The organism is Sphaerothrix gracilis Ecp01 (assembly GCF_030405905.1).
Lineage (GTDB): Bacteria > Cyanobacteriota > Cyanobacteriia > Phormidesmidales > Phormidesmidaceae > Sphaerothrix > Sphaerothrix gracilis.
This window is the reverse complement of record NZ_JASATW010000032.1, coordinates 1-23,840: the sequence shown is the minus strand read 5'-3', so window position 1 is coordinate 23,840 and position 23,840 is coordinate 1. Positions and strand designations below refer to the sequence as shown.

General features: G+C 53.3%; 13 protein-coding genes. 7 read left to right on the top strand and 6 right to left on the bottom strand.

The window, feature by feature from the left end:
* Nucleotides 1-76: 76 nt before the first annotated feature.
* From QJQ48_RS23980 to QJQ48_RS23960, 5 genes are all read right to left on the bottom strand, one after another.
* The gene (locus QJQ48_RS23980; RefSeq protein ID WP_346293778.1) at nucleotides 77-3,091 is read right to left on the bottom strand and encodes a hybrid sensor histidine kinase/response regulator; all 3,015 of its coding nucleotides are present in this window, start codon (nucleotides 3,089-3,091) and stop codon (nucleotides 77-79) included.
* Nucleotides 3,092-3,094: 3 nt separating this feature from the next.
* Nucleotides 3,095-6,589 carry a methyl-accepting chemotaxis protein gene (locus QJQ48_RS23975; protein WP_346293777.1) on the bottom strand — a complete coding sequence of 1,165 codons (3,495 nt, stop codon included), beginning with the start codon at nucleotides 6,587-6,589 and terminating at the stop codon, nucleotides 3,095-3,097.
* A gap of 201 nt (nucleotides 6,590-6,790) precedes the next feature.
* The gene (locus tag QJQ48_RS23970; RefSeq protein ID WP_346293776.1) at nucleotides 6,791-7,306 is read right to left on the bottom strand and encodes a chemotaxis protein CheW; all 516 of its coding nucleotides are present in this window, start codon (nucleotides 7,304-7,306) and stop codon (nucleotides 6,791-6,793) included.
* Between the two features lie 13 nt (nucleotides 7,307-7,319).
* Nucleotides 7,320-7,697, bottom strand: coding sequence for a response regulator (locus QJQ48_RS23965; RefSeq protein ID WP_346293775.1), 378 nt, complete (start codon nucleotides 7,695-7,697; stop codon nucleotides 7,320-7,322).
* 163 nt (nucleotides 7,698-7,860) lie between these two features.
* Nucleotides 7,861-8,886, bottom strand: coding sequence for a response regulator (locus QJQ48_RS23960; protein WP_346293774.1), 1,026 nt, complete (start codon nucleotides 8,884-8,886; stop codon nucleotides 7,861-7,863).
* 1,203 nt (nucleotides 8,887-10,089) lie between these two features.
* On the opposite strand from QJQ48_RS23960, the gene QJQ48_RS23955 reads away from it, so the two are divergent.
* From QJQ48_RS23955 to QJQ48_RS23935, 5 genes are all read left to right on the top strand, one after another.
* Nucleotides 10,090-11,553 (top strand): porin, encoded by a 1,464-nt coding sequence (locus QJQ48_RS23955; protein ID WP_346293773.1) that lies wholly within the window; start codon nucleotides 10,090-10,092, stop codon nucleotides 11,551-11,553.
* A 12-nt stretch (nucleotides 11,554-11,565) separates the two neighbouring features.
* A complete protein-coding gene (locus QJQ48_RS23950) occupies nucleotides 11,566-13,848 on the top strand; it encodes a tetratricopeptide repeat protein (RefSeq protein ID WP_346293772.1) in 2,283 nt (760 codons plus the stop codon).
* A 79-nt stretch (nucleotides 13,849-13,927) separates the two neighbouring features.
* The gene (locus QJQ48_RS23945) at nucleotides 13,928-16,270 is read left to right on the top strand and encodes a cellulose biosynthesis cyclic di-GMP-binding regulatory protein BcsB (RefSeq protein ID WP_346293771.1); all 2,343 of its coding nucleotides are present in this window, start codon (nucleotides 13,928-13,930) and stop codon (nucleotides 16,268-16,270) included.
* Between the two features lie 64 nt (nucleotides 16,271-16,334).
* A complete protein-coding gene (gene bcsA, locus QJQ48_RS23940; protein WP_346293770.1) occupies nucleotides 16,335-18,950 on the top strand; it encodes a UDP-forming cellulose synthase catalytic subunit in 2,616 nt (871 codons plus the stop codon).
* A 121-nt stretch (nucleotides 18,951-19,071) separates the two neighbouring features.
* On the top strand, nucleotides 19,072-19,773 hold the full coding sequence (locus QJQ48_RS23935) for a hypothetical protein (protein WP_346293769.1): 702 nt from the start codon (nucleotides 19,072-19,074) through the stop codon (nucleotides 19,771-19,773).
* Nucleotides 19,774-19,973: 200 nt separating this feature from the next.
* Here QJQ48_RS23935 and QJQ48_RS23930 read toward each other — a convergent pair whose 3' ends face one another.
* Nucleotides 19,974-20,666 carry a pentapeptide repeat-containing protein gene (locus QJQ48_RS23930; protein ID WP_346293768.1) on the bottom strand — a complete coding sequence of 231 codons (693 nt, stop codon included), beginning with the start codon at nucleotides 20,664-20,666 and terminating at the stop codon, nucleotides 19,974-19,976.
* 751 nt (nucleotides 20,667-21,417) lie between these two features.
* Here QJQ48_RS23930 and QJQ48_RS23925 point away from each other — a divergent pair.
* Nucleotides 21,418-22,143 (top strand): hypothetical protein, encoded by a 726-nt coding sequence (locus QJQ48_RS23925; RefSeq protein WP_346293767.1) that lies wholly within the window; start codon nucleotides 21,418-21,420, stop codon nucleotides 22,141-22,143.
* Between the two features lie 61 nt (nucleotides 22,144-22,204).
* Nucleotides 22,205-23,227, top strand: a complete 1,023-nt coding sequence (locus QJQ48_RS23920) for a pentapeptide repeat-containing protein (RefSeq protein ID WP_346293766.1) — start codon at nucleotides 22,205-22,207, stop codon at nucleotides 23,225-23,227.
* The last annotated feature ends 613 nt before the right edge of the window (nucleotides 23,228-23,840 follow it).

The window sequence follows — 23,840 nt, the reverse complement described above, 5'->3', positions numbered from 1 at the left end:
TCGTAAACCACTTTTGGTTATAACTCTACCTAGAATCAGCAACGCCGATGCTCTTTGGAAGGATTTAACAGATAGACTAGCCATTGGGAATTAGCTGATTGAGCGTTTGCAGTAAGATTTGCTCGTTATAGGGCTTAGAGAAATAGGCAGTCGCGCCTAGTCCCATCGCCAACTGACGGTGTTTTTGGCCGCTGCGGGAGGTGAGCATAATCACAGGAATTGTTTCAAAGGTTACGTCTGCTTTGGCCTTGGCGAGGAAGCCATAGCCGTCAAGCCGAGGCATTTCAATATCGCAGATTACCGCTTGGGGAGAGAGTCCTTCCTGAAGTTTATCCAGCGCATCTTGCCCATCTCTAGCCTGTTCAACCCGATAGCCTGCTTTTTCTAGCGTTAGCGCTAGAAACCGGCGTACATTGACAGAATCGTCCACAATTAGCAGGGTAGGGCGGGCGATCGCTGGGCTGGCCAAGGAGGGCGCTGGCTGACGGTTGACTTGCTCAGCTAGCTGATAGGACAGGTCGGGTCTAGGTTTAGACTGGATATCGGCTGATCGCTGGTTACTGGTAATCCACCGCAGCAGCTCCGGCACGCTGACTAAAGGTACGACGCGGCCATCCCCCAAAATGGTGCAGTTGCTAAAGCCAGACGGCAGCGGTAAGTTACCTTCTACCTGACGAATGGCGACTTCCTGCTCTCCCCAACAGCGATCAACCTGTAGCCCTACGCACTGACCGCCATAGTTGACGACCAAAACAGTGAGAGTATCGATCGCGGGCGGTGTTTCTAGCTTGTAGGCTGGACGGGGCCCATTGAATATCAGCCACTGGGACAGCCGCACCAGTGGAATGACGCGATCGCCCCATTTGAAGCCTTCGCTTTGAGCCGTAGGCAAAATATCCTCCGGCGGCAGCACTAGAATTTCCTCCATCGCGTCGGTGGAAATAGCTAGGGCCATGTTCTGGCTCTCTGCCAGAAGAATGCGGGCAATGGAGAGCGTCAGCGGCACTGAAAGGGTAAAAATCGTGCCCTGACTCGGTTCAGTCTCGACGGTGATTTCGCCGCGCACCTGCTTCAGGTTGCTGCGCACCACGTCCATGCCAACTCCGCGCCCTGATAGATCAGTCACCTGCGCTGAGGTGGAAAAGCCGGGTTCAAAGATGAGGGAGAGTAAGTCTTGCTCACTGGCTGCCGCCAGCAGCTCCGTATCTAGGCCCATTTGCTCAGCCCGCTGACGAATTTTCTCCAAATCAATGCCGCGACCATCATCTTTCAAGGTGATGACGGTGCGGTTATGGTGGCAGGCGGCGCGGATAGTAATGAGCCCCTGACGGGGCTTGCCGCTGGCGCTGCGGGCGGTAGGCGTTTCTAAGCCGTGATCAAAAGCGTTGCGCAGCAAATGCATCAGCGGATCGGCCAGGTTCTCTAAAATATTGCGATCGACTAGGGTACTGCCGCCAACAATTTTGAGTTCTGCTTCTTTGCCATGCTGCAGACACAGCTCTCGCAGCGCTCTCGGAAAGCGCTCTAAAATATCAGAAAGGGGCCGCATCCGAATTTGAGTCAGGCCGTTTTGCAACTGCTTGCCTGTTTTATTAAAGCTGCGCCCGGTTTGCTCGGTTTCCGCCAGCTCCAGTTCTACATCGCTGGTCACCTCCTGAATCTGCACGATGGTTTCCATCATTTCCTGAGAAAGCAGATGCAGCTCGCTGTAGCGATCCATCTCTAAGCTGTCAAAGCCATTGTCTATGACAGTTGTGGGCTGGCTGTGCTCCCGGCTGCGAGCGGGCGAGGTAGCGACCAGGGCCGCAGATGGCAGAGTGGGCTGGCGAATTATTACCTGGTCGTAGGCGGAGCGTAGCTGGCTGTTAGCGGTCTCTAACGTGCCCACCCGCTGCTTTAGCATGTCCACCAGGCTACGTAGCCGATTGACATTCAGGGTCAGGCTGTTGCGCTCAATGGTGAGTTCGCTCATGAGATCATTGAGCAGATTGAGCCGCTTTACCGACACGCGGACGGTAGTGTCAGGTTCTTCAGCGGATGCAGCCGTGTCAGGCTGCACCTCTAGGGCTTTGAAACTGGGAGAAGGCGTTGCGGAGTCGGGCCAGAGGCTGGCGCCAGCCGTTTTTGCCAGCTCAGGCTGCGCTGCTGCTGGAGAGGGCAAGTCAACGCCAGCACTGTCTGCCACTGCCGGAAAATCAAACTCAGCCGTTCCAGTCATCTCAGCGGCCTCTGTAACCAAGGCATCGGCGACCAAAGCGTCTGCCGCGGGCAGCCTGTCAGCTTTAACTGCCGCCACCTGAGGTTGTTCAGCCGTGGGAGTGTCTTCTAGATCGACAATTGTTTGGGGCAGGAGAGAGAGCTGCCCGGTGAGGACGAGCGCCTGCGATCGCCGCCAAGCGGCTATAGCCTGCTGGGCGATCGCGCCATACTGGCCGGGGGTAGCTTCTAGCTGCTCTACTACAGAGCGACACAGAGAGATAAAGGCCGGTAGCTGCAACATCTCCCCCAGTCCTTCTAGCTCCTGCGCCAGAATCATCACTTCTTCATTGAGGCAGGGCTGCTGCGGATCGGCTAAAATACTCTCTAGCCGCTGTAGACAGCCTTCTACCTCTGTTTCAAACAGCATAGGCAGAATATCTTGCCCTTCCTCTGGCGACAGCATAGAAGCGGCATCTTCGGCCTCTGGCTCGCCCAAACGCTGGTGAAGCTGCTCAAAGATAGGCTGCGCCTTGTGGGCAAGCCAGGTAGACTCAACCGGCTGCTGTTGCTGGTTCCAGACAATCACCTGCCCCAGACAGTCCACTGCCGACAGCAGAAGCTGTTCCAAGCTGGCGTCAATTTCGAGCTGCCTTTGAATTTTCAGCACCTTGAAGGAATCTTCTAGCTGGTGGGCTAGCTGACTCAGCACTGAGTAGCCCATCATGCCGGAGCCACCTTTAATCGAGTGGGCCGCTCGCAGCGCCCCATTCACTTTATCCGTATCTACCTGCCCCTGCGCGATTCCCAGCAGAGCTGCTTCTAAGTCCTTGAGATATTCTTGGGCCTCGTCGAGAAACTGCCGCTTGATTTCTAGTTCTTTCTGCTCAGACATCGATTATCCCTCGGCGTGAACTTTGAACGTGCCAACTGAAGCCTGGAGCGCTTCGGCTACGGTGACGGTAGAGCGCAGTGCATTAGAGACCTGGAGCGAGGAGCCAGAGGTATGCTTAGACACCTCAGCAATCATCTGCATCAGCTGAGATACGGAGGTTGAAGTTTCTACCTGAGATACCGTCGCGGTGGAAATTGACTGGACTAGCTGGTCAATTTGGCGAGAGACATCCACAATCTGATCGAGGCTAGCCTTGGCCTCTTCCACTAGCTGCGTGCCCTCAACCACCTGGGTCGTGCTTTGCTCCATTGCTTCGACCACCTGTGCCGTTTCTCGCTGAATAGCATCGACAATTTTTTCAATTTCCTGGGTCGCGGCGGCGGAGCGATTTGCCAGTTCCCCCACTTCCTCGGCTACCACCGCAAAGCCCTGTCCTTCTTCCCCGGCGCGGGCGGCCTCAATGCCAGCATTGATTGCCAGCAGGTTAGTTTGTAGGGCAATTTGATTGATTAGGGAAACGACTCTAGAGATTTGTTGGGACGATTCACCCAGGCGCTTTACCTTCTTGGCAGTCGTGCCAATAGTTTCTCGTAGCACTAGGATATTTTGTTCGGTGCGCTCCATCGCTGTCCCTCCCGATTCTGCGGTGACGGAGGCGGTGTGAGCCACCTGAGCCGCTTGACGAGCGCTTTCAGCTACCGACTGAATTGACTGGGTCATGACCTCAACTGAGCTGAGCGCGCGGGCGATGTCTTCTGTTTGGCTGAGGGCCTCATCGGCTAGCTGACGAATGGCCTCTTCGTTTTCACCAACTGACTGGTTGACCTGCTGGGCGGTTGTCTTTACCTGGGTGACGATTTGCCGCAGATTTTCCACGATTGAGTTGAAGAAGTCAGCTACAGTGCCAATTTCGCCGGTGGTGACATCGGCGCGAACGGTGAGGTCGCCGCTAGCGGCTCCTTCTACATCGCTGAGCAGATTGATCAGCTGGGTTTGGAGGGCTTCTTTTTGCTGCTGCTGCTCGGTGGCAAGTGATCGCGCCTGTTGGGCCGCTAGCGCTCGCTGGTTCAGCAGCTCGCAGCGATCGAGGGCCAAACCGACCTGGGTGGCAACCTGCGTGAAAAAGTCAATTTCAGTCTTAGTCCACTGGCGAGCTCTAGAACATTGATGGGCAATCAGCAGGCCCAAGAGCTGGTCGCCCTGATTGATGGGCGCCACCAGATTTGCTTTGACTTTGAACGGCTCAAGCTGTTTGAGATGGCATTCAGTCAGTCCAGCTTCATGGATATTTGCAGTAGCCTGAACTCGTCCTTGCTTGTATTTTGCAACGTAGTTCTGCTCGAAGCAGGGATCGTAGATTTTGGCCCCTAGCGCCGGCGGCCAAGGTTCAGCCACAGACTCTAGGGTAATCGTGCCTTTCCAGGTCTGATCAAAGCGGTAAACAAGGACGCGATCGGCCTGGAGGGTCTGACGCACTTGGCCCACCGGCAACTGGGCTAACACATCCTCAGCCGTTTCAGCCTCTAGGGTTTTGAGGGTGATGTCGCGCAGTGCCTGCGATCGCTCCGTTTCAGCCAGTCGCCCTTGCAGATAGACGACCTGATCGAGCATACTGCCCAACTGCAACGCTAACTGCCGCATGAAAGTAATTTCTAGGCTCTGCCATTTGTGGCTTTCAGCGCAGTGATGAGCAATGAGTAGGCCGAAAAGGTTGCCTTCATTCAGAATGGGCACCACTAGGTTGGCTTTGATTTGCAGCCGCTCCATCAGCTTGAGGTGATCGGGGTGGAAGCCGGCGTTGAATACGTCATCATTGGCGACGACTCGGTCTTTCTGATAGCCCTCAATCAGCGGTTGGGGAATGCAGGGATCTTCGATTTGATCATTGAGGGCCTGGGGCCAGCCTGGCGCAACGGACTCATGCGAGATGTAGCCGCTCCAGTCTGGGTTGAAGCGATAGACTACCACGCGATCGCACGCTAGAGAGCTGCGGGCCTCCGTCAGGGCTTTACTGAACGCCGGCGTCAGGTCTTGCTGATCGCGGATGCGAAAGGCCGCAATCTCAGACAGCAGACGGGCCTGCTCGGCAGCGCTGGTCTGCTCCTGCAAAAAGCCCTTAATCCGTCCGACTAGGGTATTGAATGTGTTAGCCAAAGTTTGGGTTTCCCGCGCTCCGCAGGGTACAGCGGTGGCCTCCAAGTTACCCTTAGCTACTGCCTCAGCGGTACTGGAGAGATAGCGCAGCGGGCCAGAAAGCTGGTTAGCTAAGCGCAAAATAACGGCTGTGGCAACGCCTGCGGCGACCAGAGTAACGAGAATAAAAACAAGCACTAGATTTTGACCTGCTGCTTCTAGCTCATCGTTGGCGATAGAAGCGATCGCCATCATGCTCGTATCTTCAATGCCAGAGAGAAAATATTTGCGCTCTTGGCTGGTGAACGTTACTAGAATTCCCTGATTGGCTGTCTCGTCTAGTTGAGTGATCGCCAGTTCACCCAGATTGTATTGAGCCTGTAGCTCTGCTTCCAAGCTAGCTATATCCATGCCCTCTGATAGGGTGCTGTTTAAGGCGGCTGCCACCTCGCCAACCAAAGTGCCGCCGGTAATTTCCGAGGAGGTGGTTAGGCCAGCGGCTGTGACAGTCTGCAAGATTTTGCCCGAGGCCGCATCTAGAAGCTGCACCTGCTGGGAACCCTCAAAGCCGCTGCGTCTGAGTATCTCTGGCAGTGCTTGCAGCGTGGCTGAATCAGCAGCTACGACGGCTTTGACCACGCCCAAAAAATCTCCCGTCTCTGGGTCAGCAATGGCCTGGCTAAACTCGATGCCAAAGGTCTGGGCCGATTCATCAAAAATAGGCTCTGAAATCCAACTTGTGTTGCTTTGCGCTCCCTGCCACCAGGCTTCATCGCTCTGCACAAAGTCTGAAGTCGGGCTGCTATAGGCCACATTGAGGCCGCGCTGTTCCGTAAAAAACAGCTCAGCTAGTCCAGCGGTAGCCGCTGTTTGGCTCAGATAGCTATTAAGGTCTGCATTCACCCGCAGCAGCTTGGTTTCAGCGAAGCGCTGTTCCGCCTCTGCCAAAGAGAGATCACTCAGTTCTGGCGATCGCTCACCGGCTGACTCAGCCGCTTCCACGACCAGCGGATTGTCCGCTACGAGCTGAGGAATTTCCGCTAGCGCGTCGAGGGAGTCGCGGGTGAGTTCACTGGCTAGAATAGCTTTGCTGCGTACTTGCTGAGACAGGTCTGCTTCTAGACTTTCATGAATGACCCGGTAGCCTACCGTACTGGCGATCGCCAGCGGAATTAACACCGCCGGCAGAATGCCGCGTAGAAGCTGAAACCGCAGGCTTTTGGCCTGACCGGGTTGGTTGGAGGCCAACCGCCAGGTTAGCTCAGGCGGCTCGCTGCTGAGCGGCAGGGTTTGAGCTAAGTGGTTAGAGGCTGAGTCGGCGCCAGCGGCACTGACCTGCTTGAAAGGAGTAGCACGATCAATCATGAGAGTAAAATCCTTGGAGACGGTTCGGAGACTGAAATGAAAAATGGGAAAAGCGGGTCTTCTGGAGCAGTTCTGGCCGCTGCCGTGAGCCTGCTCAACATGCAGGTGCGGCGATCGGGTCGCTGGAGAGATAACGGCTCTCCTAGCAACTTTTGAAAACTGGAATTTGGCGCAGGTGCCCTTGAGGACGGACAGCACCGTTTAGAGCGGTGTCAGCGCTTCTGGATTTCGTAGCAGCGAGGCTTGACTGACGGCTGCCGCATCTAGAACCAGTAAAATTCCTTGTTCTTGCCAAATGCATCCCTGTAGGTAGGGCACCAGTCCAGTCGTGGTCTGTCCTAGCGGCGACTGAATGCGATCGCGCTCAAACCAAACCATGCCGTCAATTTGCTCAACCGCTAAGCCCAGTCGCAGTTGGCCAACGCAAATAATGATTAGGCTGTACTGCTGAGCTGCCGTATCCAGGTGATTTAGCGCCAGTAGCCCCGCTAGATCAATCACCCACAGCACCCGGCTACGATAGTTCATCAGCCCTAACATGCAGGCAGGCATGTTAGGCATTGGTGTCAAGCGCAGCAGCGGTAGGGTCAGCACCTCCTGAACATGCTGCATTGCAAAAATAGCCGGAATTTTGGCACCCAAATGAAACTTGAGAAACGCTTCGCCCACCGCTTTTTGGGTGCGATTGGGCAGTGGAACAATGGCTGAACTATTCATGCAACTTGCAACTTTAAAGAGTGACTGACTTGACGGCCCGAATGAGCTGTTCTTTGGAGAAGGGCTTGGTGATGTAGGCATCAGCGCCCTGCTTCATGCCCCAGAGCCGATCGATTTCCTGATCCTTTGAAGAACAGATGACCACTGGAATGCTAGCGGTTTCCTGATTTTTCTTGAGGTGACGGCAAAGCTCGAAGCCGCTCATACCAGGCATCACTACGTCAGTTACGATCGCAAAGGGTTTAATCGAGACGGCTTTAGCAATTCCTTCCTGGGCTGTTGTGGCGCAAACAACGTTATAGCCGCTGTCATGCAGGTAGTGACGCATCAACTCCATTTCAGAGCGCGTATCTTCAATGACCAAAATTGTTTGGGTGAGAGTAATACTCATCAGCTGAGTTCCTGAAAAATGTAGGCAACTGTCTAAATTTCCCTGTCAGCGAGACGATCAGGCAGAGGCTGCTGACCTAGATGCAAATCCGTTAAAACTGGAGTGAAACGGAACTGTTTAGCGTCAGCTTCACTTTTAATCTGGCTGTCTGACGCCCACGACCCTACCGCAAATGCTTAAACATAATTTTGAGCAGAGCGGGCTGGGTAAACGGCTTGGTTAGGTAGCCCGAAGCGCCTACCAGCTTGGCTTTGGCACGATCGATTAGGCCCGTATTGCCTGTCACCATGATGATGGGCGTCTGCTTAAACAGCGCATGTCGCCGTAGCAGTGAGCAAAGCTCGTAGCCATCTAGATTGGGCATGGTGACGTCTAGCAAAATCAGGTCAGGCTTGTTGCGGATAATCTTCATCAGAGCGCTGACCGGATTTTCAATGCGCAACACCTTGAAAGATTTGTCGTCTAAAAACGCTTCGATCGCGTTCAGCACAGTAGGACTGTCATCAATACAGGCGACGGTATAGACTTGCTTCGGTGCAGCGCTAGCCGGCTGCGGCATCCCAGGCGATCGTGCTGCTGACTCAAGCGGTACGGCTTGCCTTGTCTCAGTCGGAGGCGCAGGCATAGGTGCTTTTTTGGCCGTCCGGTCTGCTGTTGCCGCCGATCGCTGATTAAACTTGCGCACCTGACAGGCTTCAACCACCGAGCGCAAATTTAGGTGACAAAACCGGGGGAGCTGAGCCAACTGACCTTCGGGCAGAATATCGTAATTGCCCATCTGTAAGGGCAAAACGGTTTCTAGCACCTCTTTTGCCAGCGCTTCAATCAGCTCTGCCGCTTGGATCGGCGTCAAATATTGCTGCCCAACTAGCCAGCAGATAGCTTCATAGTCCCAGCAGCGACTGCTATCTTCTTCAATCGGCTTTTCGAACAGCAGCCGTACCTGCACCCGCACTGGGCTGACTAAGCTAGGGATTTGAGCATTCAAGCGACGCAGATAGCGATCGAGGCGATCGAACGGGCTGAGAGAGTTAGAAGCATAGATCAGCTGGCCTTTTTCTAAGTACAGTCGCCAGCGATTGGTTTCGTCAGTGACTTGTAAACAACCGCTCACCTGTTGACTTACAGCTTGCGCTAAAACGCTGAGTAGGTGAAGTTCTTGGGGAGCGCGATAAGAGTAGCTATTCATAGCAAGGACACTTGTTCTTGTGCGCATTTCAGCTAATTTGCTTAAGGAGTATGGAGCGGATCAGGCAGGTTCTCAATTGAAAAAATGTGCCTTTTCAACTGCAACTTTGTCGATGGACAAGTTAATCAAACCCAAGTGGCTTGAGAACTTAGCAGATTGAACACCCTGATCGTGAAAGCGCGTAATGCCCTGACTTTTTGACTTGTAAGCTCTACCTAGCTGGATGGGGCACCAGCTCAACGCCGAAAACTCAGTCAGGTCGAATCAGCCCGACGTTTTTGATACTGGTGCAATTTCGGGTAAATCGCAATTCAAAGTCTTTAGGTTCATGCTTTCTTGACTTTTAAGTAGTAAATTTTACGTTAATTCAAATTAATCCTTGTCATCTATTTGAAAGGTGATATAGTTATAACTTCCAAAACTGCAATTTAGTATTTCATAAGCAATAATGCTTATCGAGCTAAAGCAGGCTTTTTGATCCTTTTCTCGATCTTTTTAGTCTTCAAAGAGCTCTTCTGAAGCAAAAACAGTTTTCGGCAAAAACAAAGCTATCCCCAAGCCGAAATATTTTTGTTTACAAGAGCAAGTTTTCTACTTAGCTGATTTTGGTAAAAACTTCAACTGGCTAAGCCGTATTTAAGCCATTTTGCGTAATTTTGCTGAAAAACAGGCTTAATAGTCCTGGCTTTCCTTGTTTTTTTGTGAAGAGTTAGGTTAGTTTGCGTACTGAAGGCAAAAGCGTTGCCTTAACCAGGCTGGGGCAAATGCCTGACGTTAAGGCCAGTGCATCTTGATGCTCTTTTCTGAACTCAACAGCCAAAACTCAGCTATTTTTGAGCTAATGCTTTACCGCAAACTGCAATAGCTTTGCTGCATCCACTATTTTCTTAGTCATAAGGCCGGGTCAACCCATCTAGCGCTTGCAACCGTTGGTGGATAGCGAATACCGACCTCGTTCCTAGCTGTAGCTGTAAAACCAAGAATCGGTATAGAAACAGTTTTGCTCAGGGCGCGGGGCAAAGTGACGCTCATGACTTGCCAAGATTTTTAATCTGCATCTGCTCAAAACTTCCCTGTAGCGCAGGCCGGAGGTCATCACCTCTGAGCCTATCAGTTCAGCCTGCTCGAACTAGCTTTAGCCGTCGCTGCTCTGACGGCTCAGCTGGTAGCGACTTTATCTAAAATCTTGCTCCCAAATTGATGATGAGAGAATTAGCCCCCCCTTTTTTACCGAGGCCAAGCGATCGCGCTGGCTCTAGTACCAGAACTCTGCTGCCGGGATTAGCCCTCGGCCTGATGCTGACGGGTACCGCCTACCTGCCGCCTGCTCAGGCGGAGACTTCGGAGCCGGACTCTTCAATGGCGATTGCGGTGGCAGCAAACGCTGCTAGCTTATCGCCTAGCTCTGCTATCGCAACATCTCCAGTCACGCCCAAGGTAGCTAGCCTCCCGGCAGCCCCCGTACCGCTGGCAGCGGCCTCAGAAGCTGCGGCTGAACCGTCTTTCCCAGCCAGCCAGCCTGACGCTGAGAATCGAATGCCAACGGTGATTGGAGCTGAAACCCAGCCAGCGGCTGAGTCTCTGCCGCTAGCCATAGACTTAGCCCACAGGCCGAGCGATCGCGCTGTTAGTTTAGTAGAGCCTACCGAGACGGCTGAAGCCGCCACTGCCTCAACCGAAACGGCTGAACTGCCCATGGCGGCACCTCCACCGCTGCAAAACTATCAGCCGCTGGTGCAGTATCAGGCGGCGGCAATCCTACAGGATGACGAATTTTCGGGCCGTTTGCGAACGACGGCTATCTATGCAGTCAGCGAACAGATGCTGTTCGGGGCCACAGTCGATTTAACAACGGGTAATACCTTTGCCGATTCTAGAGAAGAAGGTCTTAGCCTGAACGAGCTGTACGTCTCTGCCGCGCCGCTCGATTCTCTGCCCAATCTGCGGCTGGTGGCAGGGCTACTGGATTTGACTTCGTATTTCGATCGCAACAGCTTTGCCAAAGACGGGGCTACCCACTTCTTCAATCCCGTCTTTCAAACCAATCCCGCTCTCAGCGCGGCGGGTATAGCCACTCGGCCCGGTCTGCTGGTGAACTGGAGCGCTACTGATCAGGTTGAATTTAAGGCCGCTGTCTTTTCGTCAACCCGTGACTTGGGTGAGTTTGACCTTGACGGCTTTGCCACTGAAATGGGCTTTCGAGCCCAAAACCTGATTCTGCGGGGCACCTTTGCCACTGCCCGCGATGCTGGCTCGGCAGATGGCTTCAGCGAAATCTTTCAGTTTGATCGCGGCTCAGCCTTTGGCCTGCTAGAGGATGACCGGGAAATAGCCTATGGCCTCAATGCGGAATACTTCATCGAATCGCTGAATCTGGGTCTGTTTGGCCGCTATGGCTGGTATGAGAATACTGATTTGGGCCGCGATGGCCGCAGCTTTAGCCTCGGCCTCAGTGCTTTAGATGTCTTTAGCGAACGCGATCGCCTGGGTTTGGCCTACGGTCAGGCTTTATCTAATGACGCGGCTCGCCGGGGTAAAACACCGGACGTGTGGGAGCTATTTTACGACGCGCCGCTGGTCAGTGGTCTACGAGCGGGGGTGAGCCTACAGAGCCGCGCCGAACTGTCGGAAACCGTTTTAGGACTGCGTCTGAGAGCAGACTGGTAGAGGAGTAAAGCAATGAAGCTACAAAACAAATTTATGCTGGCGCTACAGGCGCTTTCTCTGACAGCGTGTTTAACGCTGATCAACAGTTTGGCAGCTCGTCCGGTGCTGGCTCAAACCAGCGCCGTCCAAGCCGGCTACGGCTTTTTAGAGCGGGGCTGGGTAGACGATGCAATTCGAGAATTCCAGCGGGCACTGGAGCAGCAGCCCCAGTCTACTGCCGCTCAGCTTGGACTGGCGATCGCCTACCAGCGGGCTGGACAGGACGCCCAAGCCTGGCAGACCTATCAGCAGATTTTAGCCCTAGAACCCAGTAACCGGGAGGCGCTGGCTGCCATCGGGCAGCTAGGGAGCTATCGACCGGAGTGGCAGGCTGAGGGCATCGCGGCGCTGACTACATTACTTCAGCAGACCCCGACCGATGTTTCCCTCAGGGCGCAGCGGGCGCTGCTGCTGGGCTACCAAGGACGCTTTGCTGAGGCGATCGCTGATTATGAACAGGTTTTAGCCGCCAGTCCCGCGCCAGAGACGGTGCTGGGCGCTGCCCAAATCTACACCTACAGCGGCAACTATGCCCAGGGATTGACCCTGTTTGAGCGCTACTTGGCAACCGGGCGATCGCTGCCAGCCGCTGGACTTATTGCCTATGCCGAAACCCTGCAGCAGACGGGGCGACCTGCCGAGGCGATCGCGCTGCTCAGCCGCCAGTTTCAGACTGCCTCCGACTCAGCTGATCTGCGGTCAGCTTTAGCTGTGGCCTACCAGCGTAACCAGCAAACTGCCGAGGCTTTGAATATTCTGGCACCGCTGCGTGATCGCCCTGAAGCCACCTTGCCTTTAGCACGGGCCTTGAGCCAGATTGGCCGTCAGACTGGAGATATGGTCCTATATCAGGAGGCCGCTTTGCTCTATCAGCAAGCTCTAGCGACCTCAATTGAGCCTAGCGTAGGCTTGGTCGCCGAGGTCGCCGAGGTGCTGAGCGAAGTCCCTGCCCTACAGCCAGAGGCCTTGCGGCTCTATGAGCAGCTTTTGGCTCAGACCCCGGCTCAGCCCGCTCTGCAAATCAAGCGCCTGCTTTTGGCCTACGAGCTGGGCCAAGTCTCTCAGACTGACATGCAAATCCAGCTTTTGAGCCTGCTGCAGCCACTACCCGCTAATGCAGTACTGCAACAGCAGGTAGGACAAGCCCTCATTCGCCTAGACAATCCCGCCCCTGCTCTGCTGCCGATTTATCAGTCTCTAATGGATGCCGCTGTGCCGGTGGACTTCCTAGCTTTCCGCGTGGCTCAAATGCAGATGATCCAGGGCAACTGGCAAGCGGCCAGAGCGGCGATCGCCACCTATCAGGCTACCCCAACAGGCCAGCAAGATCTGGCCCCTGTTTTGCTCTTAGCTGAGCTAGAGCGGCGGCAGGACAATCTGGCAGCCAGTATTGCCCAGTACGAAGCGATTTTGAACCAAACGGAGTCGCCCACAGTCACCGAAACAGCCCTATTGGGGCTAAGCGGAATTTATCAAAGCCAGCAGCACTGGTCGCTGGCTTTAGCCACCTACGATCGGCTGGTTGCGCAGCAGCCTCAAAGCAAGCGGGGACGGTTAGGACAGACTTATTTAGCCCTGCGATTGCAACGTCTCAGCGTGGCCCAGGCAGAATCGGTTCTGCGTGACTGGCTCGCGGCTCACTCCAATCTAACGGCCAGCGTCGTTTCACCCGAACTACTAGATTTGGTAGGCACCTTGCCGCCAGAACCCGCCCGTCAAACCCTATACGAGACTTTATTAGCGATCACCCCCACCCACATCGGCCTCAACCGCCGCTATGTGCAACTGCTGGCCCAGACGGACAAAAACCGGGCGATCGCCTATGTACAGCAGCTGACGACAGCTCAGCCAACGGCAGTGGGACTGTACTTTGTTCAGGGGGAAATGGCTCAGGTGTTAGGAGAACTGGACTTGGCTAGCCAAGCCTACACGGCAATTTTGACCCAGCAGCCGGAAAATACGGATACCCTCGCGGCCCTAGGCGGCGTCCGCTTTCAGCAGCGACGGCTAGAGGAAGCAATCGCTCTCTTCCAGCAGGTTTTGGCCTTGAAGCCGGGAGATTGGCAAATCCGCCGCATTCTGGCAGAGCTGCGGCTGGCCCAAGATCAGCCCATTGCCGCCCTACAGCAGTTTGCTGAGCTACAAACTGACAAGGCTGCCATTGAGGTGACTTCCCCGCTGGCCTACCGGATGCAGGATATCCGACTCAACTTTCTGCGCCGCCGTGGGTTCCAGCCAAACTGGGAGCGATATTAAGCCCCGTTCTGAATTTTGTCTTGCTATCAATGGCGATTGCTGCCCTGACCATACTCATCGTGAACGCCTCTACATCCTTATGTTGAATCCTTTTGGCAATTTTGCCATGTTCCTGTACCGCCCACTGCAGCTAGGCTTTGTAACGAGCTGCCTACTGCTGCAGGCCAGCTTGCTAGCTGCCTCTACCCAGGCCCAGTCTGCAACTGACAGTAACGCTGACGTCCCGGCTCAGCCAGAAACTCTAATCGAAAGCCTGCCGTTGCCTGTGGCCCCAGCTGAACCGCCCATTGTGGCTGCGGCACCAGCCGGTCAGTACGTGCTGGAGTTCAACCGTAGTCCGGTGGTGGAAGAGCGGCTGAGGTTTGAAGGCATTTATGACGAAGCGAGACTGTGGTTTACTCGCCCTCGTAACTGGCAAGCCCAGACAATCAAGGTGCTGCTGCGCTATCGCCATTCTGCTGCCCTCTATGCTACCCGCTCTAACATGACCGTTTTGGTCAATGGCACCAGCATTGGTAGCGTGCCGCTTAACCGCAAGCAGGGGGAATTGGGGGAGGCCATTTTTGAGATTCCAGCCCGCCTGATCCGCGACTATAACGAGGTGGTGGTAGCGGCTTTGCAGAACAACTCCCCCACCTGCACCCAAGATCCGTTTGATCCTTCCCTGTGGTCAGAGGTGCTGCCAGACTCCAAGCTGGTGTTTGACTTTGAGCCGCAGCCGATACCGCTGGACTTTGAGCAGTATCCCTATCCGCTGGTGGATACCCTTAGCTTAGAGCCGAACAAAATCGCATACCTCAAGCCCAGCACGGTAGCAGAAACCTGGCTCACCGCCGCCAGTCGCCTGCACAGTAGCCTAGGCCGTACTGTTGACTACCGCCCGCTGGAGACGCGCCTGGTGGATGAGCTGGGCAAGTTAGAAGCGGACGAGCGGCTAGTGGTGATTGGGACGTTGGCTGAGCAGCCAGCTTTGGCAGACCTGGCCTTGCCTCTGCCTTTGAAAGCAGATAAGTTTCTAGACGGTGAGGGCCAGCCCCTCCCGGATGATATCGGCGTGCTGGTGCTGACCACAGCCTTAGAGCAGCAGGTGCCGGTGCTGGTGGCAACGGGTAACGGTGCGGCAGGTGTGGCTAAAGCGGCTCAGTTCTTGGTGCACAGTGAAGCGGCATCGATCGCCACCGGGCAAGCTATTTTGGTGCAGCAGCTAGCCGAAGCCCCCAGTCCTGAACCACGCCGTTGGCCAAAGTATCTGCCGACAGAACCAAGCTTTGAGCTGCAAGAACTGACCACTTTCAACCAGAAGACCTTTGAAGATGTCACCGTTTGGGGATCACAGGCTCCGGCCCTAGAGTTTGACTTTCGCGCCCTGCCCGATGATCAGTTCCTGCCCGGTAGCTTTATGCGCCTCAGCTATAGCTATGGGCCGCAGGTGAATCCGCTTACCTCTCAGGTAGAGGTCACCATTGACGGGGTCGCCGTTGGCGGTGAGCGATTGCGCTCGGAGGATGGGGGCTATAAGGAAAGCATCAAGCTCAATCTGCCAACGGAGTTGATTCAGCCCCACTCAAAAATGCAGGTCAACTTCCGCCTCGACCCGCGCGAGCGTCGGTCTTGCAGCCGCGTCACCGATCAGCAGCTTTGGGGGACAATTCACGGCGATACCCAGTTTCAACTGGCCCGCGAGGTAGCAGCTTGGCTACCTGACCTGAAGCTGCTGCAGTATGGCTTTCCCTTCGCCGCGCCGCAGGATTTGTCCCAGACGGCGATTGTACTACCAAATCAGCCCAGCAATCGCGATTTGGCGGTCATGCTAGAGGTGAGTGAGCGCTTAGGACGGCTGAGTCAGGCGAAATCCGTTCAGCTCTCAGCTTACCGAGCCGATCAGCTCGATCCAACCACTCAGCAGACGCAGCACCTCATCGCCATTGGCACTGAAGACAACTTTCCGCTGCCAGAAGCCTTTGAGCAATCAGGCTTTCAGCTCGGCAGCGCTCTATTGCGGCAGTGGCAGCAAAGCCAGATTCAACCCCTCTCTGACGAAGAGGGGCTGGTAAAGCAAATGCGATCGCCCTGGAATTCCCAGCGAATGCTGTTGGCCCTGAGTGGCCAAACCGAGACTGGCCTAGACCATGTGCAACAGCTCTTCAACCGCGACGCCCTGTTTTATCAGCTAGAAGGCGATACGGTACTGATTCGTGCAACCGGCGCAGATGTAGAAATCTACGATCCGGCGGCCTACAGCCTAACCGTTTTACGTCAGGCTTCCCAGCAGCGAACCTCCTTGGAAAAAAGTCCACGACAGCTCTGGGTACGACTCCAGCGCCACTGGCTATTCTTAGCAGCGGGCACGATCGCAACAGCGCTAGTGTTTTACGGCATTGCCCAGCAGCTCCTCAAACGGCTCTCTCAACCGGATGCTTAGCGTCTCGTTCTCTTGGTCCCATCGCTTGCAGCTATCAATATTGTTTGAGATTTATTTACCGCCTATGGTTAGCTACCCCTCTCCCAACCGCTTTGGCTCATTGCTGCGGCGCTACCTGCGCCCGCTATGGCGTTTCATTAGCTGTCAAGCCCATACCTGGCTGGTGGATCGCTTACCGACAGGTTTTAGCTGGGTGTTGCACTGGCTCAGTCGTCAGCAGCTCATCCTGCTGGCAATCGCAGTTGCAGTTCTCTGTATGCCGCTGATTACCACTCGTCCGAGCGTTTGGCAACAAGGTCTGATTACGCTGCTGCTGATTGGCATGGGCCAGTTTACGCTGCGGTTAGAAGAACAGTCTGGTTTGGAGCGCACTGCCGAAGCCTTGCACCTGCTGCTGATCGCGCTGAGCCTGCTGACAACTGCCCGATATCTGTTCTATCGCAGCCAATATACGCTCAATTTTGACAACTGGATTTCCAGCTTTTTCTGCCTGCTGCTGTTTAGCGCTGAACTTTATGCGATCGCCACGCTGGTACTCACCTATTTTCAAACCCTCAAGGTGAAGCAGCGCCGCTCAATTGATCTATCGACTATTCCAGTGGAGCAGTGGCCCCAGGTAGACATCTATATTCCAACCTACAACGAAGATGTAGAGATCGTGCGCAAGACGGTCTTAGGAGCAATCGAAACCGACTATGCCCGCCAGAAAAAGCAGGTCTATGTGCTAGATGATGGCCGCAAATATCCTGAACGCCGGGCTCAGCTTCAGCAGATGTGCACCGAACTCGGTGCGCAAATGCTGGTGCGAGACAATAACGATCACGCCAAAGCCGGCAATATCAACACGGCGCTGCAACGTACTAAGGGCGATCTGGTACTGATTCTAGACTGTGACCACATTCCTGCCCGCGACATCCTCAGGGAAACCGTTGGCTTTTTCGAGAATCCCCAAGTGTCGTTGGTACAGACGCCCCACTGGTTTTATAACCCTGACCCCTTTGAGCGCAATTTGCTAACTGAAGGCCGGGTGCCTGTAGGCAACGAGCTGTTTTATAAGGTGTTGCAGAAAGGTAACGACTTCTGGAATGCAGCTTTCTTTTGCGGCTCAGCAGCAGTAATTCGCCGCCAGCATCTGCTGCAAGTAGGCGGCATCGCCACCGAAACCGTAACGGAGGACTGCCATACAGCGCTGCGGCTGCATTCGCTGGGCTATGAGACGGTTTACTACGACAAGATTATGGTGGCGGGGCTGGCTCCAGAGAAATTTTCTGCTTTTGTCGGGCAGCAAGTGCGCTGGGCTAGGGGGATGGCTCAAATTCTGCGACTAGAAAACCCCCTATTCAACCGCAAGCTGAAGCTACGGCTGCCCCAGCGAATTTGCTATTTCAGCGCCACTTCTCATTTCTTTTTTGGCTTTCCCCGGCTGATGTATGCCATTGCCCCTAACCTGTTCTTGCTGTTTGGCATCAGCGCCGTCAAAGGTCTGGGTTTAGAAACCCTGTTCTATGCCCTGCCCCACATTGCCCTCTCTATGCAAGCTAACCACATTCCCTATAAGCATGTGCGCTTTTCGTTCTGGAATGAAATCTACGAGTTTGCCTTGTCATTTCAGGCCGGAATTGTGACGCTGCTGGCGCTGGTAAATCCTAAGCTAGGCTCTTTCAATGTCACCGATAAGGGCCTGACCGTCAGCGAACGCAGTTTTGACTTAGATACAGTGCGCTACCTGGTAGTTTTGGGGACCATTACGGCGGCTTCGCTACTGACAATTCCCTTCTGGCTGATTCTCAGCCCTGATGATACCCAAGCGGTTTTAGTCAATGCGCTGTGGTGCGTGTTTAACCTGCTGTTGGTGATTGCCGCCTGTCTCGCTGCTTTCGAGCAGCCCCAACTGCGGCAAGCCCATCGCCTACCCCGCCAGCTCAGCGCCGTTGTGCACAGCGAAGGTCAGAGCTGGCCTGGCAAGACCATCAACGTCAGTGAGAGCGGGGCCCAAATCTGTATGGATGTCTGGCCTAATGTGGCCGATCAGGTGAAGCTAGAGCTGGTGGGGGACTATGGCTCGCGAGTGCTATTGGATGCCGCTATCATCCGAGCGGTGGCAACGCCCAAGCTACAAACGGTGCTGTCCCTGAAGTTTGACAACCTCAGCCGTACTCAGCTTGACGATTTAGTTATAGTAATTTACTGCGATGTGAAACAGTGGTATTCCCAACACCGGGCCGAACGCGATCGCCCGTTTCAGTCGCTGGGCTTTATCGTCACTAGCTTAAAGCGGGCTTTCAAGGAGTTTCAGCCAGAGCGCGGCGTCAAGATACGCAAGCAGGTCAGGGCTACGGCGGTGCTGTTCTGGGAGGGCTGGGGTGAGCAGGCGCTCTCGGCTCAGGTGAGCGAAATCAGCTCTCAGGAGCTGCGGGTAGAACTGGAAACCGAAGCGGATCTGCAGCTTTCCCAGCTAGAGCAGACCCAGCCACTTATCGGCCTGCTAGTGGGCCAAGCTAAAAACGATCCAGAGGCCCAGAGCTTACTCGCCCGGGTTGCCTATATTGAACCCCTGCCGCTAATGATGCCGGTGACCTCGCCGACCAGTCAACGGCTTGCCCTGGAACTTCGCTTTCCAAGCGATCTCAACGCTAAGCAGCAGCGCAAAATTAAACAGCTCCTGCGATCACTCAGCTAGTTCTCACCCCTGTGCCACCACCCGATGCTCCTTAGCCGACTTTCTCACCATGTCTCATCGATTAGAAAAAATTTTGTCTAATTGGCAACGACTTTGCTTCCTTGCAGCTAGTTGCTTGCTTATGACCATTGCAGCTAGCTGTTCTTCAGGAAAAATCCTGAAGCCGCGATTGCAACCTAGTCCTAATTTGGCCAGTCTCGATTTGCAGATAGAACCGGCTTCTCAGCCAGGAGGCTACATCCTTTCGGGAACTGCTGATTTGCCAGATGGTAGCAAAATTACGGTGATTGCTATGCGCTATCTGCGGCTCAAACAAACTTCTGCCAAGACTCAGCAGTCCCAGACGACCTATTCTATCTTGGACTATGACGTGGTAGATATTGACGGCAAGCGCTGGCAAACTCAGCTTGCCCTCTGGCGAGTAGCTGCTAATGGACAGTTTCAAGAAGCTTGGCAAATCCATCAGCCTGAATTGGAGCTAGCAGTAGAGCCAGAAGAGCAGGTAGTGTTTCTGACAACCCTAGCGTCGATTGATGATTTCAGAGCGAGTGAGCAGCAGTTGGCCCGGCGGGAACTGGAATTTGCTAGCCGGTTTGTCCGTACGACTGAGGCGGGTCAGCCTTATTTGCAAATCGGTGAGGCGATGCAGGTTGATTTGCCCCAGGAAAAAACTCACCCGGTGGCAATATCCCCTGAAGATATTAATGGCGGCTGGGGCAATCGCTTTTTGGAACTGCCGGATCCGCCTAATACGCGCCAGCTTGAATTTCCCGATCAACGACAGACGAATGCGCCGATCTTGCAGGGTGAAGTGCTTTATTGAAAGCGATCGCAGAACGGTATCCCGCTCAGGATTGAAATCACAGGCTCAGAGGATATTCGGAAACCCGGATAAGCGTGTAAGCTCAGGCCAATCTGCATGGCATGATGCGAATCATGGCAATATGGAGCAATGCCTCAGAGGAAGCTAGCAATCTCTCATAATAGATACGTGGGCATTGCTGGCCCTAACTGCTTAAAAATTTACTGACTATTCCCCGACAGAATAATGATGTCATCACTGCCGCTGTAGTTGCTGCCATCCGGCAGAATAGCTCCCTCTAGCTGAATCCCCTGCAAATTTGCCCTCTGCAAATTGGCATCGGTCAAATCCGTATAGCGCAGATCTGCTCCCTGCAGATTCGCACCTGATAAGTCTGCTTCTCGCAACACCGCCCCATAGAGACTAGCTCGCGTCAGATTCGCATTCTGTAACGTGGCCTGATTCAGCGCCGCTTCTCGCAGCTCCGTTTCAGTTAGAATCGCTTCGTCTAGGTTGGCTGCAATCAGGTTGATTTGCATCAGTTGCGATCGTGTCAAATCAGCCCGTCTCAGATTGACCTGCTCAAAATCAGCGCCGGTGGCGTTCGCCTCAACTAGTTGAGCCGCTTCAAGCTGAGCCTGTTGCAAAACCGCATTGACAAGCTGACTCTGAGAAAAGTTGGTCCGTTGCAAATTTGCCTGACTGAGATTAGCGCGGCTGAGGTCTCTGTCGCTGAGGTCTATCTCAGCCAGATTGCAGCCTATACACTGATTTGCGGTTTTGAGCTGCTTAAGGGGATGTGGGGGCTGATTCACCGGCTGCGTAGACTCAACCTGAATGACCGGGTTGGGGACAACTCGCTGTTGGGCAGCAGGTAAGGTATAAATCGTTATTGGTACAATAGCACCGACCATTAGCGTACCAAGTAAAAGCGCATTAAAATTCATTGGTTTAAGGCTACATGACGATATGAAATGAAGCGATTGAGATATGTTTTAGCCCTACTTTATTGAGCTTAGTCTCTTCTTCTAATTAAATTGGTAGTTTCCGAATGCTGCCCTAGAAGTATTGTAAATTTAGTGTGGAAAACCCTAGCGCGATCGCTGCAAACTTTGCCTAATATTTAAATTTATACCGATCTAATACGTAAAGAGCTCCGTATAATAGAGTAGAGCTTCGCTCAGAATTTGCCTACAAATAAGCTTGCTGACTTCATCCACTGGATGACTGCTAAAAATCAGCAGCTTTTCCATCATTAATAGCCTTTGATTTTTGATTGATTACATGTGGGGGTAGTCGCTGTTCCCTAGATCATCATTTTCTTAGAAGTCAACTTTTTCTGCATAATTAAGTCAGACTTTAACTCAAAATCAAGTTCAGAGCTAAGCTGTCAAACACTGAATTTTTCTATAGCTTTAAAGGTCTGAAATAGTTTATTTAGCTAAATTTTTTAATCGAGGTGCTGTTTTGAAAACATTCTTTAGGCGAAGATAAAATAATGGCTTATGCTCACTCTTCTCTTTAAAGAAAGAGAGAAATGTTAGGTCAATTATTGAACAAGCAAGCAAGCAATTAATTTAATCTTAGTTATTAAAGCAATGCTTCAGGTTTAGCTAGTAACATCAAACATCTTGTTCACTCTAATCGTTCTTCAATTAATCGAATATGCGCGATTCTCCTGTCCGTAATATTTTTCTACCTGCTGCTCTAGTCGCCGGTTCTGTATTTTCAGCTCTGATGCTGCCCACCATTTTAGAAAAATCAACCAACAGTCCGGTTAAGTCACTGCCGGTTCTCAGTCAAGCGGCTCAAATGAACTTGGAACAAATTCATAAAGACGCAGCAATTCCATATATTGGTACTGCCATTGTGCTCAGCGCCGGAGCAGGCGTGATCACCGCTGAATTAGCTCGTAAGCACTGGACTAAGGGACAAAAGGCTGCTCAACTGGCTACTCAATCTACGCAAGGACAGCCGATTCCTAGTCACACCCAAGCTCTAGAATCCGGCTTCAAATCTGAAGCGATCGCTGGCCAAACGGTTACATGGCCGTCTACTGAAACCTTCATAGAAGCCTGGCCGGAGATATTGGCCTCTGATGAGGCGACCGCAGCGATTGTAGAAGCAGAGGCTAGCCACACGGTCATCATTTTTCCAGGACAATATCAGCGCTGCCGAGTTCAAGTTCCCCGTTTACCAGAGCAGCTTTATGCGATTGAATTTGACGAGCAGTTTTACAGCTTGCTCAGTGCTGGTATACCTAAAAACGAGGCTCTAGAAGCCGTTGATCAGCTAGCTCAGGAAAATCGAGCCGCAATTTTGACTCGAATGAACCAGGGCTATGCTGTTTGGGTACTTGAGCCTCAGGCTCAGTTCGTCTCAGCAGCATAAATAGACTCTGGCACACGGCTAGAGTCACCCTTATTGATACTTAAAGCTTGGGATAAAAAACATGAAACCCGAAGAATTTTGGCATCAGTATCAAGCGGGCGAAAGAAACTTTAGCAATTTAACGCTGAATGCAGTTGACTTTAGCCACCACAGGCTCAGTCGGATCAACTTTTGGCGCTCTCGGCTTACAGCGGCTAGCTTTTTCGAAGCGATTTTGACTCAGGCTGATTTGAGAAATGCTGGGCTACAGCAGGCTGATTTGATCCGGGCTGATCTTGGAGGCGCTAATTTGCGAGGGGCTGATTTGAGGGCAGCTCAGCTCGATGGCGCCAACTTTCAAGCAGCTATCTACGATCGCACCACCCGATTTCCCACAGTGACAGGCCCCTGGCAGACCCAAGGCTATGAGATTGGGCCAGCGGCACAGCTAGTGAATGCGCAACTCAGTGGTGCCCGGTTGGAGGGAGCAGATCTCACCGGAGCAGCCTTAAACAATGCCCAGCTGCCGTCCAGCAATCTTTTTGGGGCAGCGCTACAGCAATCTCATCTAGCTGGAGCCAATCTCAGCCAGGCCAATTTGTCTGAGGCTGATTTCACGGCAGCCAACCTGAAAGGGGCTAATTTGAGCCAGGCGGATCTCAGCTATGCCCGGCTCTCTAGAGCCAACCTAATTGCGGCCAATCTGACAGCAGCGGTTTTGCAAGGGGCCAACCTGCAGCAGGCCCTCTATGACGCTAGTACGCAGTTTCCAGAGGGTTTTAATCCGCAAAGGGCTGGAATGCTTTGGATCGGGCCAGGAGCCTGCCTTTGGCACGCCGATCTAAGCGGAGCCTGCCTGGCCGGGGCTAACCTTAGCGGCGCTGTGTTGCTAGGAGCCAATCTGGTGGCGGCTGATTTATGGGGTGCCAATTTAGCTGAAGCCGACCTCAGCGGCGCTAATCTGACACAAACTAATTTGTGGGGTGCCAATCTGCGGGGAACAGATCTCCGCAACGCCATTTTGCCTCGAACCGCTGTTCAGGAAATTGACTTGACGCAGGCGGTGCTAACGGAGGCTGCTGCAGACCAGCTGATGGTGGGATAGCCCCCATCAGTAGAGAGCTACTTGTCTGATAGGCCTAATGCAAGCGTAGCTGCGAGTAATACCAATTCTCTAGATACCGGCTACAGATAATGCCTCGAGTATGGAAGCTCTCCCGGTTACCGAGGCCACTGTGTCTGCTGTCACACCCGTGGTGTCGCGTTTCAGGCTAAGTGGGATTTTCCCAACTCTTAGTGATCTAAGCTGGCTAATGCTTTGAACCCTAGCTCTTTATTCCTTTAGGCGATCGCGCTTGAAAATATTCGACAGAGATATTGCCGTTTAGCGCTTTTGAGTAGGTTCTCAGAGCGATACTGCGCTCGTGTCTTAAGAACAGCTAGCGATTTCTTCTCTTTTATCAAACAAAGAGCCAGCTTACTTATTAGAAAGACGTTATAGAGATGTTATAGGCGATCGCCCTATGTTCACTTGTCTTTCAGCGATCGTATTAACATGTTCTCTTCTCATTGAATGGGCAATTTTAATACAAGTTGCTTGTGCGTAAACAACTTGTATTATTTAGAGGCGTTTGCGCGTATAAAACATGTTATACAAATTTATACATTTGAACATGTTTATTATAGATAGAACAGGTTGCGCCTGAGACGCCTTAAAC